The following is a 16,304-nucleotide window of genomic DNA, read 5'->3' as shown; positions in this document are numbered from 1 at the left end:
TAGCTCGGCTTTTTTTATGTGTGTAATTAACTAAAGGCTATTGTCACCACGTGACAATAGCCTTTAGTTATTAATATTGCCTTACAACGGTTCGAACAGGCTGATCAGTTCATCCGGACTAAATGCGCTTACGCCTACTGCTGCATCGCCTAATATTCCCTGAGCCAGTGCACGTTTCTTTTCCTGCATCTTGATTATCTTTTCTTCAACCGTGCCTATGGTGGTGAGTTTATATGCAAACACAGGATTAAGTTGGCCTATGCGATGCGCCCTTCCGGTAGCCTGATCTTCTACAGCTGGGTTCCACCATGGGTCATAATGGATCACTGTGTCCGCAGTAGTTAGATTCAGCCCTACGCCGCCCGCTTTAAGGCTGATCAGGAATAAAGGTACGTCGCCATTCTGGAATTGCTTGACGGGTGTAGCCCGGTCTTGTGTATCGCCTGTAAGCCGTACAAATGGAATCTTTAGATCATTTAATTCCGGTTCTATTAAATCCAGCATAGAAGTGAATTGCGAGAACAGGAGCACGCGTCTGCCTTCTTCGACCATGTCGGGGAGTAATGAAGTTAGCATTTCTAACTTGGCCGATTGATGCACTTTACGCGCAGCAGGTAATTTGAGCAGTCTTGGGTCGCAGCAAACTTGGCGCAACTTTAACAATGCATCCAAAATCACAATCTGACTCTTCTTAAAGCCTTTTGCGTCAATTTCACGACGAATCTTGTCCTGCATTACCGCACGTACCGATTCGTATAAATCGCGTTGAGCGCCTACTAGTTCACAACTGCGGATAATATCGGTTTTCGCAGGCAGTTCTGTCACAACCTGTGCCTTGGTGCGGCGCAGCATGAATGGCTTGACGCGTTGTGCCAGGGCAACACTGCGCTGTGTATCCTCGTGTTTCTCTATAGGCGTACGGAATTGGCGTTTAAATGTATCTGCGCTTCCCAGTAGCCCTGGTAACAGGAAGTGGAATAGTGACCATAGCTCACCTAAATGGTTTTCCATAGGTGTGCCCGTCAATGCCAGGCGGTGTCTAGCTTGAATCTGATGGACAATCTGGGTTGATAGCGCCTTAGGGTTTTTAATTGCGTGCGCCTCATCCAGGATAAGAAAGTGGAAGGGTTGTGCTGTTAAAAACTCTTTATCCCTTGCTAGCAAAGGATAGGTCGTTAATATCACATCGTAATCATTGATTTGTTCGAAATACTGTTTGCGGTCTAATCCATGCAGCAGTAATACGCGTAAATCTGGTGTAAAGCGCGCAGCTTCCGCCTGCCAGTTAAACATCAGGCTAGTGGGTGCAATTACCAGACTAGGACGATCAGCTCTACCTGATTGCTTCTCGACTAGCAAATGTGCCAAAGTTTGTAAGGTCTTGCCAAGCCCCATATCATCCGCAAGAATTCCTCCCAGGCTGTATTCACGCAAAAACTGCAGCCAGTTCAATCCTTCTTGCTGATAACCACGCAAGGTGGCATTCAGACCCTCTGGAACGGGCACAGGATTGATGCCATTGAAGTTCTTGAGCTTCTGCCCCATCGCCAGCAAACGGTCACCACCTAACCAGCGTGGTCGTGCATTGGCTTCGAGTTCAGCAAGGCGGGTGGCGTGTAATGAGGTGAGTTCCAGTTTGCCATCCTGAGTGAGCGGAGTCTTGCTGTCAAAAAGCTCTACGAGGACTGTTAATATTCCTTGTATGCGTTTTAGAGGTAACGCCAGCATGCGCTTGTCAGGTAGCATGCAAACCAGTTTGCGTTTGGGGTCAATATTAGGATCCGTCAATGCGCGAATCTGTTCAGGTGAATATTGCTGGAAGGTTTGCGCCAGAATGGGGAGCAGGCTAATGCGTTCCCCATCAACATCGATGCCCAGGTCCAGACTGAACCAGTCATTACCAGATGGTTCTTCAATTTCGGCACTGATTTCTTCACCAACTTCGGCCACACGGTATGGGAAGTCGCTCTGGATATCGATTTTCCAGCCGAGGTCGCGCAATCTAGGCACATCTTCTATCATGAAGTCCAGCCAGTCAGTTGGCTGTGCCAGGCTATAGGCAGTTGCCTGCTCCGGTGTCACAGCTACCGCAGGGAAAATTTGCTGTACCAGTGACAAATCTGTGTGGGTCAGTATTTGTTCTGCAAAATGGGCCTCTTGCGCGGTATCACGGTCCGTGATGTAGCGGATATGGTCGCGTCGTTGGCTGATAGTGTGGTTAGGGGCATAGTTGTTAACGCGTATGCCATGATATTCAAATGCAATTTGTGCGGCTGGCAAATAGTGGGTGCTGGTGTCATCACGCCGCTTCCAATGATCACTTAAGCTGACTGGAATTTCATTCAATATCAACACCGGATTGGGTGGCACATTATCCAGTTGTCTGGTCTCCAGTGATTGGGGCACAGGCAGGGTGATATTTGGCAACTGGTGAGTCAGGGTCGCAGTTACTTCAGGTAGCAATTCATTGGGAATCGCTGGCGACTGCACTAAAATACTCGCGACCGCATCAGGTAATCCCGTCTGTAATTCACCACATACGTAGTTGCGCGTGTTGATCCACCAGGGTGGTGCTATGGGGAGTATCTGTTCATGTTCATTGAGCGGAATGCTCAATTGCTGATTGCCTTCATCATCCGCGATCCAGCTCAGTGAGCAATCCCGTGTTTCCCCCAGTCTTAATGCGGGTACGTCGCTGTCACACCAGAAAGCCCGTCCGGTGCTGATTAAATCCCTGATAATTTCACCGCTATGACTGCCGCTGAGTTTTGGGTCAGCTTGGGACTGCGGATTGCATTGCAGGATACGTGCGCACAGCGTGCGATCCAGATTGCTGGCAACACTACCGCCGCGACCCATAGCGACTTCAAAAAATTGAGTGTAACGCATGGCTTTGCCAAAAGTATCATCCTTCTTGAGGCGTGCGCGCATCAGACGCACGTCTAATCCAGGGCCATAGTAAGCAGGCGTGAGTACGTAAAGTAAGCGATAGGCTTCATTTGGCGGATAATCCGGCGCATCGATTTCCGCCAGCGCTTCGTTAATTTGTTCCAGCCAGCTTAACGCCGGGTAAGCCTTAGTTGGCTTGGTCGGTTTAGGCTGAGCATGGGTGGCAGGCTGGGACGATTGAATCAGGCTGGGCGGAGTGTGCAGTGCATGAATCAGCACGGCAATGACGTGTTTGCAGTTACGTCCGATCGGGCAGTCGCATGAACCGTCGATAATGAGTTTGCTGTTACGCATCTGTAAAAAAATGCGCTGGTGATAGGGCAATGCGCGGCTGCCCTGCACTTCGGCCACTAAGGCATTGTCAGTATCGTCGAGATTGACATGGTTAATTTTGTGTTGCTCATAAATTGCTAAACCGCGCTCAAAAAATACTGCGGGAAAAGTTTTTTTAATATCGGCTAGCGTGTACTGAATATGCATGGTGTGTAATGTGTGGTTTAGGCAAGTAAAGGCTTAAGGTAGGTAGCGGTATAGCTGGCGGGATTGTCGGCGACTTGCTCGGGGGTGCCACTGGCGACAATTTCACCGCCGCCATCGCCGCCCTCCGGGCCGATGTCTATGACCCAGTCAGCAGTTTTAATGACATCCAGATTGTGTTCAATCACCACGATGGTGTTGCCCTGATCGGCCAGGCGATGGATCACTTTGAGCAGCATATCGATGTCGTGGAAATGCAAGCCGGTGGTCGGTTCGTCAAGTATGTACAGGGTACGGCCGGTGTCGCGTTTGGATAATTCCAGCGACAGCTTTACCCGTTGCGCTTCGCCGCCGGAGAGTGTGGTCGCGGCCTGGCCGAGCTGGATATAACCCAGGCCGACATCCAGCAAGGTTTGTAATTTTCGTGCTACTACTGGCACAGCATTGAAGAATACATGGGCATCCTCCACGGTCATTCCCAGCACTTCCTGGATGGTTTTGCCTTTGTATTGGATCTCCAGCGTTTCACGGTTGTAACGTTTGCCGTGGCAGACATCGCAGGGCACATAAATATCCGGCAAGAAGTGCATTTCCACCTTTATGACACCGTCACCCTGACAGGCTTCGCAACGACCGCCTTTGACATTGAATGAGAAACGTCCGGGGCCGTAACCACGTTCACGTGCCGCAGGAACTCCGGCAAATAACTCGCGGATCGGCGTAAATAAACCGGTGTAAGTTGCTGGGTTGGAGCGCGGTGTGCGACCAATCGGGCTTTGATCGACGTTAATGACCTTGTCAAACAAGGCCAGCCCTTCAATTGCTGCATAGGGTGCCGGTTCGGCCGAGGAGCCATATAAGTGTCGCGCCATGGCCGCGTAAAGCGTGTCGTTGATCAGCGTGGATTTGCCTGAACCCGAGACACCGGTTACGCATACCAGCAGCCCGGCGGGCAAAGTCAGTGTGACGTCTTTCAAGTTGTTGCCACGAGCGCCAGTAAGCACTAACTCACGCGCAGGATCTGGTTGGCGACGTTTGGCAGGTATGGCGATGCCGCGGCGCCCGGATAAGTAGGCGCCGGTGAGGGAATCCGGGTGGGCGAGGATGTCGGCGGGCGTGCCGCAGGCAACGACATGGCCACCGTGCACACCTGCGCCAGGTCCCATGTCAACGACATAATCGGCAGTACGGATTGCGTCTTCATCATGCTCGACGACAATCACCGTGTTGCCCAGATCACGCAGGCGGCGCAACGTCGCCAGCAGGCGGTCATTGTCACGCTGATGCAAGCCGATAGATGGCTCGTCCAATACATACATCACGCCAGTCAACCCGGAACCGATTTGCGAGGCCAGGCGGATGCGCTGCGCTTCGCCACCAGACAAGGTTTCAGCGGAACGATCCAGCGACAGGTATTCCAGACCAACGTTGTTCAGGAACTGCAGGCGAGCGGCGATTTCCTTGACGATACGATCCGCAATAGCTTGTTTGTTACCTGATAGTGTAAGTGACTCAAAGAAAGTGAGTGATTGCTTCAGTGGTAGGGAAGACAGGGCGTAGATGGTTTTTCCGGCGACGAATACATGACGCGCTTCGCGGCGCAAGCGTGTGCCTGCGCAGCTTGGGCAAGGCTGGTTGTTGAGGTATTTGGCCAGTTCTTCACGTACGGTATTCGAGTCGGTTTCCTTGTAGCGCCGTGCCAGCGTGGTGAGGATGCCTTCAAAGGTATGCAGACGCGATTGGCGTTCGCCGTGGTAATGAAATGCGATTTTATCCTTGCCACTGCCGTTGAGGATAACTTCACGTATCGTTTCAGTCAGTTGCTCGAACGGCGTATCCAGATCAAAGCCGTAATGCAGGGCCAGGCTTTGCAACAACTGGAAATAAAACGGATTGCGTCGGTCCCAACCCTTGATCGCGCCGGCTGCCAGCGATAAATGTGGAAATGCGACCACTCGTTTCGGATCAAAATACTGAATAACACCCAGGCCATCACACTTCGGGCAGGCGCCCATGGGGTTATTGAACGAGAATAAACGCGGTTCCAGCTCTGCAAGTGAGTAATCGCACACCGGGCAGGAGAAGCGGGCTGAGAACAGCGTTTCGTGATTGCTGTCCATTTCTACAGCCAGCGCACGGCCATCAGCATGGCGCAGCGCAGTTTCAAATGACTCGGCCAGACGCTGTTTGACATCGGCCCGCACTTTGAGCCGATCAACGACCACTTCTACAGTGTGCTTCTTGTTCTTGTCCAGTTTGGGTAGCGCGTCCATTTCATAAACGCTGCCATCAATGCGCACACGGACAAAACCTTGAGCGCGCAATTCATCGAATAAATCGGTCTGCTCACCCTTGCGCCCGACAATGACCGGCGCCAATATCATCAGCTTGGTATCCTCCGGCAATGCCAGTACATGGTCCACCATCTGCGATACGGTTTGTGCCGCCAGATCGATGTGATGGTCCGGACATTGTGGCGTGCCTACCCGGGCAAACAACAGGCGCAAGTAATCGTGGATCTCGGTGACGGTACCGACAGTGGAGCGCGGGTTATGGCTGGTGGCTTTCTGTTCTATCGAAATCGCCGGCGACAAGCCCTCGATCAGATCGACGTCCGGTTTTTCCATCAGTTGTAAAAACTGGCGCGCGTAGGCCGACAGCGATTCGACATAGCGGCGCTGGCCTTCGGCGTAAAGGGTATCGAATGCCAATGAGGATTTTCCCGAGCCGGACAAGCCGGTGATAACGACAAGCTGATTGCGCGGTAAATCAAGATTTACATCTTTAAGATTGTGCGTACGTGCGCCGCGAATGCGGATTATGTCCATACCGGGAATACTCTAAAACGGGCTAACCTGTTAATATACCGTCTTTTGCGAATGTTCCCAAGCAAATGAGTAAAGCCGCTGAATTTACAGATGCCAATACCGACAAAATGACCACGACAGAAGTGCGTGCCAGCGTGGGTTTGGCAAGTATTTTCGGTTTGCGCATGTTGGGCATGTTTTTGATTTTACCGGTGTTCGCGCTTTATGCCGAGCATCTGCCCGGTGGCAATAATCACACTCTGGTCGGCCTGGCGCTGGGTGCGTATGGCTTGACTCAGGCGATGCTGCAATTGCCATTCGGCATGGCATCCGACAAATTCGGCCGTAAACGCGTTATCTATTTTGGCCTGGCTTTATTCGCGATCGGCAGTTTTGTTGCCGCAAGTGCCACCACCATCGAAACCATCATCCTCGGACGCGTAATTCAGGGCGCTGGTGCGATTTCTGCTGCTGTTACAGCGCTACTGGCCGACTCTACCCGCGAAGAGCACCGTACCCACGCTATGGCGATGATAGGCGGTACTATCGGCGTGACTTTTGCGGCGTCACTGGTGCTTGGCCCCGCCTTGTATCAATACATCGGCATGCATGGCATTTTTGCGATGACTGGCATCTTGTCGTTGACCGCGATGGCCGTGGTGAAGTGGTATATACCCGACCCCTTAATCAGCAGTTTTCATACCGAAACAGAAGCTAGCCCCGCCAAGCTGGGTGATGTACTGCGCGATACGCAGTTGCTGCGTTTGAATTTCGGCATCTTTTCACTACATGCTGCACAAATGGCGATGTTTGTGGTCATTCCTTTCGCCTTGCGCAACGCGGGTAATCTCGATATCAATCACCATTGGGAAGTGTATTTGCCGGTAGTGCTGATCGCATTCATATTGATGGTGCCGGCGATTATTTATGGCGAAAAGCGCGCCAAACTGAAGCAGGTATTTGTCGGCGCAGTCGGGTTGATGCTCGCAGCGCAACTAAGCATGGCCGCAAGCATGCATCATTTCTGGGGCATTGTGGCCGCGCTGACGGCGTATTTCATAGCCTTCAATATTCTGGAAGCCACGCTGCCATCACTGATTTCCAAGATCGCGCCAGTCACTGCCAAAGGAACTGCGATGGGCGTGTACAATACTTCCCAGTCGCTGGGCCTGTTCATAGGCGGCGTGACGGGTGGCTGGCTGTCACAGCATTACGGGTTTTCTGCGGTATTCATGTTCAGCGCCAGTCTGATGGTGATATGGTTGATTGCGGCACTGGGTATGCGTCCGCCTCCTGCAGTAAAAACCCGGATGTTCCATCTGGATAAGATGTCTGCTGATCAGGCTGTATTATTAAATACCCGGTTACGTAGCCTGCAAGGTGTGTACGAATCGACCGTCGTCGCCGAAGAGGGCATCGCAATACTCAAAGTCGCTCAGCAAGGCTGGGATGAAATTACTGCTACACAATTGATAGAGGAGAGCAAACATGGCGTCAGTTAATAAAGTCATCTTGATAGGTAATATCGGCAAAGATCCGGAAATCCGTTACATGCCCAGCGGCGATGCCATGGTGAACTTAACCTTGGCAACCACCGATAACTGGAAAGACAAAAATGGCGAAAAGCAGGAGCGTACCGAATGGCACCGTGTTGCCATATTTGGCAAGCTGGCTGAAATCGCTGGCGAATACCTGAAAAAAGGTTCGCAGGTCTACTTTGAAGGCAGCCTGAAAACACGCAAGTGGACCAATAAAGAAGGCCAGGATCAGTACACCACTGAGGTCATCGCCGACAAAATGCAGATGCTTGGTGGACGGGGAGGTTCAGCCAGCATGGACAGTGGCAGTGGTCAGTCTGAGAGTCGTCCTAGCCGTCCAAGTGCGCCGGCGCAAAATGCCAGCCAGCCTAAATCCGGCGGCAATAGTTTTGATGACCTGGATGATGATATTCCGTTCTAATCAGTACGTTTTGTATATATGTAGAAAATAATAACAAAGGCCCGCTAATGCGGGCCGTTTCGGCCAGCTAAAACCACTTCAATAACACGCCTTCTTTATATGGCCGGCTTGCACAGCCTTGATTTGCTTTCAGAGATCCGTCAACTTTCGTATCGCTGGCGACACACTTCCTTATCATCTGTGCAGGCTTCCCCCATTCTCATGCGGGACACAACATTAGTTATAGCAGTCCGTATTCTTGCATGCTGCAAGTCATCGCGTACATTACGCTCTAGCTACGCAATATTCGTAATTTCCCGGTACACGGAACAAATATCCATCCAGCATTTTTGAAGCAATTCACTACCTGTGATCAGCGACGATCCGCGTCTTGTCTGTTAATGATGTAGGCAGGAGTGACATTTAAACCCACAGATGCATTTCAAACATGCTCACATAACTTCACCTCCTTGCGGGAGGGTTTTGTTTGAACGCAATCCATGTTTGATTAAATCAGTGCTTCCCTAAGCCTGATCACGTGCAACAAATGAGAATTGCGGCTCGAGCCGGTCCGGTGCTGCCGCGGCGCGCTTATCTCACCACTATGCCCCACCCCTGAATTACTCGTCTTGACCTGGTTAAAACCGTCCGAACTCCATCCATAGTTGCTATATAGCCATGTCACATAGTGAATGGATATGCCTGATCTTAAGCATTAGTAAAACAATATGGTAAATATATTTAACTTTTATTAAACAAGAGGTTCTTGGAAAATAGATTCAACCGTCGGAACCTAAATGACGGTTCCAACATCATTTTTCAACAATAGTGCTAGGAGAGTAAACATGGCCGCAAAAAAGTATGAGGCAGGTGTTAAAGAATATCGGCAGACCTACTGGATGCCGGAGTACGTACCTTTGGATACGGACATCCTGGCTTGCTTCAAGATCACCCCGCAAGCAGGGGTGGATCGTGAAGAAGCTGCTGCAGCAGTCGCTGCCGAGTCTTCCACCGGAACCTGGACCACGGTCTGGACCGATCTTTTGACCGATTTGGACTACTACAAAGGCCGTGCCTATCGCATCGAAGACGTACCTGGTGATGACACCTGTTTCTATGCATTCATCGCCTATCCTATCGATCTATTTGAAGAGGGTTCGGTAGTTAACGTTTTAACCTCACTGGTCGGTAACGTATTCGGCTTCAAGGCAATTCGTGCCCTGCGCCTGGAAGACGTTCGCTTCCCGGTTGCCTACGTTAAATCGTGTGGAGGTCCTCCTCAAGGTATTCAGGTTGAACGCGACATCATGAACAAGTATGGCCGTCCAATGTTGGGTTGCACCATTAAGCCTAAGTTGGGTCTGTCTGCTAAAAACTACGGCCGTGCCGTTTACGAATGTCTGCGTGGCGGTCTGGATTTCACCAAAGACGACGAAAACGTCAACAGCCAACCATTCATGCGCTGGCGTGATCGCTTCCTGTTTGTGCAGGATGCAACCATGGCTGCTCAGGCTGAAACAGGTGAGCGTAAAGGTCACTACCTGAACGTAACTGCACCAACCTGCGAAGATATGCTGGAGCGTGCTGAATTCGCTAAGGAAATTGGCGCGCCTATCATTATGCACGACTACCTGACAGGTGGTCTGAGCGCAAATACAAGTCTGGCTAACTGGTGCCGCAAGAACGGTGTGCTGCTGCACATTCACCGCGCCATGCACGCTGTGCTCGATCGTAACCCGCACCATGGTATTCACTTCCGCGTGCTGACCAAGATTCTGCGTCTGTCGGGTGGTGATCACCTGCACTCGGGTACGGTTGTGGGCAAGCTGGAAGGCGACCGTGCTGCAACCCTCGGCTGGATAGATTTAATGCGTGAGTCATTTATTCCTGAAGACCGTTCACGCGGCATCATGTTTGATCAGGACTGGGGCTCCATGCCTGGCGTGATGCCTGTTGCTTCTGGTGGTATCCACGTTTGGCACATGCCAGCACTGGTTAACATCTTCGGTGATGACTCTGTGTTGCAATTCGGTGGCGGTACGTTAGGTCACCCATGGGGCAATGCGGCAGGTGCTGCAGCTAACCGTGTGGCGCTGGAAGCTTGCGTGGAAGCGCGTAACGAAGGTCGTGAGCTGGAGCGTGAAGGTAAGGAAATTCTAACCAATGCAGCCAAGGATAGCCCAGAGTTGAAGATCGCTATGGAAACATGGAAAGAAATCAAATTTGAATTCGATACTGTGGACAAGCTGGACGTGGTAAACCGTTAATTTTGAGGTCGAATTTACCCTCAATTTATAAATTAAAACTTTCGCTGTGCATAGTCGAATGACTTGCGCAGTGACTTAAGGAAAGGAACGGAAATGGCTGAAATTCAAGATTACAAATCAACTCCTAAATACGAAACCTTCTCGTATTTACCGGCGATGACACCAGAAAAAATGCGCCGTCAAATCGCTTACGTGATCAGTCAGGGATGGAATCCCGCCATAGAACACGTAGAGCCAGCGCGTGCTGATGCCTACTACTGGTATATGTGGAAGTTGCCAATGTTCGGCGAACAATCTGTTGATGTTGTTATTGCCGAACTGGAAGCGTGCCATCGCGCACATCCGAATAATCACGTGCGCCTGATTGGTTATGACAATTACTCTCAGAGTCAGGGTAGCTCCTTTGTAGTGTTTCGCGGTCGTTAAGCAGGTTGGCCAGGTAGACAGACTATCCAGCAGATGACCCTCGCAGCTATTGACCCGTGTGAGGGTCTGTTGAATACGGAAGGATAAGAGCATGAACGACCCTATGGAAAATAGTACAGCAAGTCCACGTTCGTCACGAGCCGCGGCGTTAGAGAGACGACGTGCATTGTCCCAGAATGGACGCACTGCACTCGGCGTAAAACCGTCGCAGCCATCAGCATCTGTGGCTAAGCCTGCAGCGAGCGCTAGTACAGCAACAGTTACACCGCAAGTCACGGCAGTGCAGAAAAATGCGGAAGCTGCCGTACCACCTGTGCAAATGGCTACCCCAGGTTCCATGACTGGCACATCGGGTAAGTCGTTGTCTAGAGCGCGACGAGTAGCCATGTCTCAGGGTGGAAAGTCAGCAATTGCAAAAAACAATTCGGTGATGTCAGCTGCATACAGCCAAGTTAAGGTAATGGATACACCTAAACCTGTAACAGCCGAATCCCCATCCTCAGGTTGTGGATGTGGCTGTAAGGACGCAAAAGCGCCTGACACAACTGAATATGAGCAGGCAATTGAAGAGGTATGCGCGATTGTTGATGATGAACCGTTAGCGGTGTCTGGTTCTGTTGCTTCAGCAGTTCGTCAATTGTGTCAGGAGCGCCGTCGTGCGCTTTCCAGTAAAGGTAAAACAGCCGCTAAAGGCTCAGCCGGATCAGCTGCAAAACGACGCAATGGTGCTAGAAATAGTGCAATGAGCGGGTTGAGCGGGCGCGAAATAGCGAGAATCCGGCGTGAAGAAATGTGCCAGCAAGGACGTGGGAATGACCCTGCCTGCCGACCCAGCGGCCGGGTTCGTCCCAAGCCACCTGCTCCAGCAAAAGTGGAGGCTGGCACAACACTAAGTGGTACGGCGGTAACGGGTACTCAGGTAGAACGAAATGGCAAGATAACTGGTGTAGAGCCAGGTAGTTGTCGCGCGATCACAGGTACTGAATATATCGGTATGGAGCAATATGTGCAGTTATGTGCCACTACCCCAGAGCCTGCTCCGGCAAAAGTTAGTGTCGGTACCACGAGTCGCGGTCAGCGTGTAAGTGGTACTGAAGTGGGTCAGAGCATGAAGGTAACGGGTGACGATAACGGCTTGTGCAAGAGTGTGACGGGTACCGAATATCTTGGTGCGGAACAGTTTGTTACGTTTTGCGACAGCAAGCCTAAGCCGTCGCCAGCAAAGGTAAGCGTAATGCGTACAGCAGCAGGTCAGAACGTAAGCGGTGGCGCTATCGGCCGTAGCAATAAAGTAACGGGTGATGAGACCGGTGCAAGCGCAAAACTTACTGGTAGCCAGTATGTACATAATGAATCGGCCAGTGCTAGTCGCAATGGTTCAGGCGCCCCGCGTAAGGTAAGTGTGATGAGCACATTGCAGGATAGAACTGTGACAGGGACTGATGTAGCAACCAGCGAGTTGGTGACAGGCGCAGAGCGCGGCGCTTGCGCAAGCGTGACGGGTACTGAATCAAATGGTCTTGCTCAATATCAGGCATGTAACCGTGAGCCAGTGGCTGTTCCGGAAAAAGTAAACATGATGCGTACCTGGAATGATCAGCCAGTTTCAGGAACTGCACTCGAACATAGTCCGAAAGTAACCGGCGATGAGTTCGGTGGCTGTCAGCAGATATCTGGCACGGAATATATCGGTCCGGATCAGTACACAGCATTTTGTGAACCCGAACAACAAGCTGCATCTCGGGCATTGATGAGCAGTCGTGGTGCGCGCGCAGGCATTGCATTGCGTGGCGATAAAGCAGAATCAGCTGACAAAGTGACTGGTGCAGCGCGGGGTGAAAACCGGATGCTGAGCGGTACGCCTTATTCAGGAATGCATCAGCGTGTTTCGCAGCGCGGTGCCAATAATAACCCGCATCCGCTTAGCCGTAGTCCGCTAGATGCACCACGGGAAATAGAACCTGCTCCGCAAATACAAAGGGTGCAAGGGGATTTTAGCGTAGCTACTCCGGCTCGCAGTGCGCAGGGTAGTAGCTTGAATCGTGTCACTGGCACTGCTTACGGTGCAGTTGGACGTATCACCGGGCCAATTAACATGGCTGCAGGTCTTGTGTCTGGCACACCGGAATTTCGTTATCAGGAAGATGCAGCGCCGGTAGCTATAGTGCAGGCGCCCGCGGTCGAAGATATGCGTAGCCGCTTGACTGGCGACGGTCGTGAAGGCGGGTTTGCAATTACCGGCGCAGCGTGGCGGCGTAATGAAAGTGTGACAGGGACCGAAGGTAACTCGACCCGCCGTAATCCCACTATACGAGGTGACCAGCGTGGCTTGATGATAGGTGCTTCACAGTTGAAAGACCGCGAGCGCCCGGAATTGCCGACAAGCCGAATTACTGGCAGCAGCGGTAATGATGCCAAAGGCTCTGCCATAACCTACTCTGGCGGTGCGCGCGGTTAACGTGAACGTAGTATTTGAGCAAACAGTAACTAATCGGAGAGTGTAATGAATACGAGAAACCGTCCGGGACGCAACTTAAGCCCGCAACCGCCAGTAAGCCGTCCGCCCTATGGGCTGGGCACGCCTGCTGGTGCGCTGCAGGTGCGTCCACGGCCGGCGGTATTCGCGCTCAATGCTGAGACGATACCTAATCCGGCTTGCGCTACAGATACTGGTCGGCCCTGCCAGCACCCGCTGACTAACGAAGCTGAGAATCAGCGTCTGCTAGCACATGAGTTGGCTGTAAAAGGGGCTTTTGATGCCATCGTGCCCGTATTGAAACGCATCGCAGGCTTGCAGCACGAAACTGATTTTTCCGAGCGCGCGCAGACCATTGCGCGTGAGCAGTTGGGTTTCGAGTTGCCCGCGCAGATTCTGGCGGATGCCTGGATTGCTGATCTGGATATGCGTGCCTTGTATGGCGAGTGTGTCATGCGTACGTTAGGGCTTATGGCAGAGCGGGCAGAAATGAACAACCCGCATCAGGGTACCGATGAAGCCGTCGCGTTCTTTCTCGATAGCGGCTACCACGCGGTGGATATTTCACCCTGTTCGGATGGTCGTTTGAAGGGCCTGGTGCGCTATATCCTGCGTTTACCGGATGGCGCGGTGCGTAGTCGCAAGGCTTACGCTGGTGCGATGTTTGATGTGGATGCCAACGTCAAACGCTGGATAGAAACTGAGTTGATGCGATTCCGCGAAGGACGTCCGGTGACTGCGGATGCAGGCACGCGCTACCTCAAAGTGGCGGTATACCACTGGAGTAGTTCTGACCCGACTCACGAAGGTTGTGCCGCACATTGTAGCAACGTGACGGCCGCGGCAGAAGCTGGGCTGGCTCGCCTGACAGAGTTTCGACAAGCAATCGAAAACAGTTTTTGCTGTGGCGCCTCGGTGGATATCTTGCTGATTGGCGTGGATACCGATACCGATGCAATCAAAGTGCACGTGCCTGATGCAAACGGCGACATGAGTTTACATCGGTATGTGGACAACATTGAGTTGTATCGTGCCAGCGTCAATGATGATGCGAGTGGAGCCAGGCTCAAGGTGTATCAGGCTATTCAGTCTGCCAGCAGCAGCACGGGATGGGCTGAGGGACGTGGTGAGCCACATGAAGGGATGCGTCGACTTATTGCGACTTTGCTGATTAATAACTTATCGCAGATTGAATACGTATGCAGTAACTGGGGTGGACGCTATGCGGACATCGGCCACGCCGAGCGTTTTATCAGTGTCGGTGATGGCTTTGAGGAATTTCAGTTGCGCAACCTTGCGTACTTTGCTCACCTGCATACGGTGGAAGAAGGTGCGCCGGACATGGATGTTGGTATCAAAATTTTTACCAAGCTTAACATCAGTCATGGTTTGCCAGCACCCGTGGCGATACATTTTCGCTATGACAGCCGCGTGCCAGGTTGCCGTGAACGCACGGTGGAGCGGTGCCAACGAGTGAAAGCCGCAATCGAGGGGCGTTACCAGAGTTTGGCACAAAAGGGACTGTTGGTGTGCGGAATGACGGTGCAGGACAAACGCCCAGGTAGCCCGATTGAACTGGTCGAAACGGGTGTGAAATAAATCGGTTTAGGAGAGCGTAATGAAGATTTGCCAAGTGGAAAAAACGCTGGTCTCAACCAACCGAATTAAGGATCTGGGACATCGCCCATTACTCGTAGTGCGCGAAAAAGTGGGCGGGCCACGTCAGGTTGCAGTCGATGCAGTGGGTTGTATTCCCGGAGATTGGGTGATATGTGTCGGCTCTTCGGCAGCACGTGAAGCTGCCGGCAGCAAAGAGTTTCCTAGCGATCTGACTATTATCGGCATCATTGATCACTGGTCGGAGTCTTGATATGGAAATTATGCGCGTGGTGTCAGATCTGGTGGCGACACGGCGTGTTCCGGGTCTGCAAAATGCCTCGCTGAGAGTATTGGAAGATGCTCAAGGCAAAATCAGCGTGGCATGTGATCCGGTAGGTGTACCACCAGGAAAATGGGTAATTACAGCGGGTGGTTCTGCAGCACGAATTGCCACAGGAGACAAGGCGACATTAACCGACTTGACTATCTGCGGAATTATTGATTCATGGGATGCCGGAAACGGCGATTAAGCAAGTTTTTTAATCTGAGAAGGAGTACTAAAAATGGCAAATGTAAGCGGAGTAGCGTTAGGCATGATTGAAACCCGCGGTCTGGTACCTGCGATTGAAGCAGCAGACGCGATGACTAAAGCGGCAGAAGTGCGCCTGGTTGGTCGTCAGTTTGTAGGTGGTGGCTATGTAACCGTTTTGGTTCGTGGCGAAACCGGTGCGGTAAACGCAGCAGTTCGCGCAGGTGCAGACGCATGTGAGCGTGTTGGTGATGGTCTGGTAGCCGCACACATCATCGCGCGTGTGCACTCTGAGGTAGAAAATATACTTCCAAGCGCATCTGAATAACAGGGCAGTATTTAGTCTGAAACCAACTGAATTAGAGAAGAAGGAGTATTAAAAATGGCAAGCGTAACCGGAATAGCATTAGGCATGATTGAGACACGTGGTCTGGTACCGGCGATTGAAGCAGCCGACGCGATGACTAAAGCAGCAGAAGTGCGTCTGGTAGGTCGTCAGTTTGTTGGCGGTGGCTATGTCACTGTGCTGGTTCGTGGCGAAACTGGTGCGGTAAACGCAGCAGTCCGGGCAGGTGCAGATGCATGTGAGCGTGTTGGTGATGGCTTGGTAGCCGCGCACATCATCGCGCGTGTGCATTCTGAGGTAGAAAATATTCTGCCCAATGCATCTGAGTAAGAAAACATAAATTAAGTCTGAACCCAACTGAATTTTAGAAGGAGTATTAAAAATGGCAAATGTAAGCGGAGTAGCGTTAGGCATGATTGAAACCCGCGGTCTGGTACCTGCGATTGAAGCAGCAGACGCGATGACTAAAGCGGCAGAAGTTCGCCTGGTC

The 16,304-nt window shown here is 51.8% G+C and carries 13 protein-coding genes; 11 read left to right on the top strand and 2 right to left on the bottom strand.

The genetic code is table 11. From position 1 onward, the window contains the following. Nucleotides 1-81: 81 nt before the first annotated feature. Together EJE49_RS09545 and uvrA are read right to left on the bottom strand one after the other, a co-directional pair. Entirely contained in the window at nucleotides 82-3,429 is a 3,348-nt protein-coding gene (locus EJE49_RS09545; protein ID WP_124950216.1) for a DEAD/DEAH box helicase, read from the bottom strand. 17 nt (nucleotides 3,430-3,446) lie between these two features. After that, nucleotides 3,447-6,254: an excinuclease ABC subunit UvrA gene (gene uvrA / locus EJE49_RS09540; RefSeq protein ID WP_124950214.1), complete on the bottom strand. Its 2,808-nt coding sequence runs from the start codon at nucleotides 6,252-6,254 to the stop codon at nucleotides 3,447-3,449. A 107-nt stretch (nucleotides 6,255-6,361) separates the two neighbouring features. Between uvrA and EJE49_RS09535 the strand changes: the two genes are divergently transcribed. The 11 genes from EJE49_RS09535 to EJE49_RS14260 all read left to right on the top strand — a co-directional run. Then, the gene (locus EJE49_RS09535) at nucleotides 6,362-7,735 is read left to right on the top strand and encodes an MFS transporter (protein WP_124950277.1); all 1,374 of its coding nucleotides are present in this window, start codon (nucleotides 6,362-6,364) and stop codon (nucleotides 7,733-7,735) included. Then, nucleotides 7,722-8,192 (top strand): single-stranded DNA-binding protein, encoded by a 471-nt coding sequence (ssb, locus tag EJE49_RS09530; RefSeq protein ID WP_124950212.1) that lies wholly within the window; start codon nucleotides 7,722-7,724, stop codon nucleotides 8,190-8,192. The genes EJE49_RS09535 and ssb overlap by 14 nt, the downstream gene beginning before the upstream one ends. Before the next feature lie 824 nt (nucleotides 8,193-9,016). Further along, entirely contained in the window at nucleotides 9,017-10,438 is a 1,422-nt protein-coding gene (locus tag EJE49_RS09525; protein ID WP_124950210.1) for a form I ribulose bisphosphate carboxylase large subunit, read from the top strand. A 93-nt stretch (nucleotides 10,439-10,531) separates the two neighbouring features. After that, a complete protein-coding gene (locus tag EJE49_RS09520) occupies nucleotides 10,532-10,864 on the top strand; it encodes a ribulose bisphosphate carboxylase small subunit (protein WP_124950208.1) in 333 nt (110 codons plus the stop codon). A gap of 91 nt (nucleotides 10,865-10,955) precedes the next feature. Continuing rightward, nucleotides 10,956-13,322: an alpha-carboxysome scaffolding protein CsoS2 gene (locus EJE49_RS09515; protein ID WP_124950207.1), complete on the top strand. Its 2,367-nt coding sequence runs from the start codon at nucleotides 10,956-10,958 to the stop codon at nucleotides 13,320-13,322. 45 nt (nucleotides 13,323-13,367) lie between these two features. Continuing rightward, a complete protein-coding gene (locus EJE49_RS09510; RefSeq protein WP_124950206.1) occupies nucleotides 13,368-14,939 on the top strand; it encodes a carboxysome shell carbonic anhydrase in 1,572 nt (523 codons plus the stop codon). Nucleotides 14,940-14,958: 19 nt separating this feature from the next. Continuing rightward, nucleotides 14,959-15,210 (top strand): alpha-carboxysome shell vertex protein CsoS4, encoded by a 252-nt coding sequence (gene csoS4, locus EJE49_RS09505; RefSeq protein WP_124950205.1) that lies wholly within the window; start codon nucleotides 14,959-14,961, stop codon nucleotides 15,208-15,210. Nucleotide 15,211: 1 nt separating this feature from the next. After that, entirely contained in the window at nucleotides 15,212-15,469 is a 258-nt protein-coding gene (locus EJE49_RS09500; protein WP_124950204.1) for a carboxysome peptide B, read from the top strand. 33 nt (nucleotides 15,470-15,502) lie between these two features. Further along, nucleotides 15,503-15,796: an alpha-carboxysome major shell protein CsoS1 gene (gene csoS1 / locus EJE49_RS09495; protein WP_124950203.1), complete on the top strand. Its 294-nt coding sequence runs from the start codon at nucleotides 15,503-15,505 to the stop codon at nucleotides 15,794-15,796. A gap of 54 nt (nucleotides 15,797-15,850) precedes the next feature. After that, nucleotides 15,851-16,144: an alpha-carboxysome major shell protein CsoS1 gene (gene csoS1, locus EJE49_RS09490; protein WP_124950202.1), complete on the top strand. Its 294-nt coding sequence runs from the start codon at nucleotides 15,851-15,853 to the stop codon at nucleotides 16,142-16,144. 52 nt (nucleotides 16,145-16,196) lie between these two features. Next, a partial coding sequence (locus EJE49_RS14260; protein ID WP_223246903.1) for a BMC domain-containing protein occupies nucleotides 16,197-16,304 on the top strand: 108 nt, incomplete at its 3' end.

The organism is Sulfuriferula thiophila, assembly GCF_003864975.1.
GTDB classification, from domain to species: Bacteria; Pseudomonadota; Gammaproteobacteria; order Burkholderiales; family Sulfuriferulaceae; genus Sulfuriferula; species Sulfuriferula thiophila.
Note: the sequence above shows the minus strand (reverse complement) of the source record. Positions and strands in the feature narration are given on the sequence as shown.

Excerpts from the sequence above, each read along its gene's own strand:
- EJE49_RS09545 (WP_124950216.1), bottom strand. The coding sequence starts at position 3,429 with ATGCATATTCAGTACACGCTAGCCGATATTAAAAAAACTTTTCCCGCA.
- uvrA (WP_124950214.1), bottom strand. The coding sequence starts at position 6,254 with ATGGACATAATCCGCATTCGCGGCGCACGTACGCACAATCTTAAAGAT.
- EJE49_RS09535 (WP_124950277.1), top strand. The coding sequence starts at position 6,362 with ATGACCACGACAGAAGTGCGTGCCAGCGTGGGTTTGGCAAGTATTTTC.
- ssb (WP_124950212.1), top strand. The coding sequence starts at position 7,722 with ATGGCGTCAGTTAATAAAGTCATCTTGATAGGTAATATCGGCAAAGAT.
- EJE49_RS09525 (WP_124950210.1), top strand. The coding sequence starts at position 9,017 with ATGGCCGCAAAAAAGTATGAGGCAGGTGTTAAAGAATATCGGCAGACC.
- EJE49_RS09520 (WP_124950208.1), top strand. The coding sequence starts at position 10,532 with ATGGCTGAAATTCAAGATTACAAATCAACTCCTAAATACGAAACCTTC.
- EJE49_RS09515 (WP_124950207.1), top strand. The coding sequence starts at position 10,956 with ATGAACGACCCTATGGAAAATAGTACAGCAAGTCCACGTTCGTCACGA.
- EJE49_RS09510 (WP_124950206.1), top strand. The coding sequence starts at position 13,368 with ATGAATACGAGAAACCGTCCGGGACGCAACTTAAGCCCGCAACCGCCA.
- csoS4 (WP_124950205.1), top strand. The coding sequence starts at position 14,959 with ATGAAGATTTGCCAAGTGGAAAAAACGCTGGTCTCAACCAACCGAATT.
- EJE49_RS09500 (WP_124950204.1), top strand. The coding sequence starts at position 15,212 with ATGGAAATTATGCGCGTGGTGTCAGATCTGGTGGCGACACGGCGTGTT.
- csoS1 (WP_124950203.1), top strand. The coding sequence starts at position 15,503 with ATGGCAAATGTAAGCGGAGTAGCGTTAGGCATGATTGAAACCCGCGGT.
- csoS1 (WP_124950202.1), top strand. The coding sequence starts at position 15,851 with ATGGCAAGCGTAACCGGAATAGCATTAGGCATGATTGAGACACGTGGT.